Annotated in this window: 1 pseudogene; it reads right to left on the bottom strand. The window is 56.7% G+C overall.

Going from position 1 to position 905, the window contains the following annotated elements:
- A pseudogene (locus Q3C19_RS18250) lies at window positions 1-905 on the bottom strand (hypothetical protein); the annotation flags it as partial.

Genomic DNA, 905 nt, shown 5'->3' with positions numbered 1-905 from the left:
TAGTGGCGGATTGGTGGTGGCCGACTTGGCGATATACGAGCTGGGACCCATAGTGACCACTCCGTTCTTCGGCACGCTCAGCCCCGTGTACCATCGTCCCAGTATCTCCAGCGAATCGCCTTTTGGACCGGTGACGCACAAGGCGGCCGTGTAGTTGCTTGTTCCGTCAGTATAGGTAATCAGCGAGCGTGTCCATACATAGCCGCCCGACGCGTTCGACGGCGGTGTGTTGCTCCATGATCCTCCTGTAAGCGACGTGTTCGACGTGCTCAGGTAATACTGCTCTGTCACCGAGGCGATGCCCTTGCCGTCTTTACCGTCGGCACCGTCCTGCCCGTCCGCACCACTGATGCAGGCCGTTCCGCTATATACGTACTGCCCACCGGTGTATGTCACCTTGGTGCGGCTCCACAAGTATTTACCGGCAGTCACCGTTGGAGCTGTCGTGTTCCAACCCGATGTGGGTGCCGATGTGCGGCTTGATGAAAGGGCGTATTCAACATCGACTGATGTGATACCTGTTCCGTCATCGCCACGGAACTTGCTCCAGACATAGTCTGACGGATCGGTACTTTCAACAGCTGTTTCCTTGTTGACAGCGATGCCGATATAGCGCGTTTCCGATGTGGGGGTCTGATACATGCCGCTGCCATCGGCGTTGTCAGAATAGGCAATCCAAGTGTAGTAAGTCTTCCCGTCGGCACCCGGTGCTCCGGGCACACCATCTGTACCGTCCTCGCCTTTGATGAGCGACCACAGATAGTCGGCCGGATTGTTCCCTTCCAACGGTGATTCCCTGTTGCATGCCAGCCCGATATATTTCTTCCCTGCAGGGTCGTCGCTCATGCCAATTCCTTCTGCCGTGTCGGCGTACCTGATCCAGGTGTAATAGGTCTTGCCATCCT

Origin of the sequence: Bacteroides sp. ET489, from assembly GCF_030518095.1 — a bacterium.
Taxonomy (GTDB): domain Bacteria; phylum Bacteroidota; class Bacteroidia; order Bacteroidales; family Bacteroidaceae; genus Bacteroides; species Bacteroides ndongoniae.
This window is presented reverse-complemented; position numbering and strand designations above follow the sequence as displayed.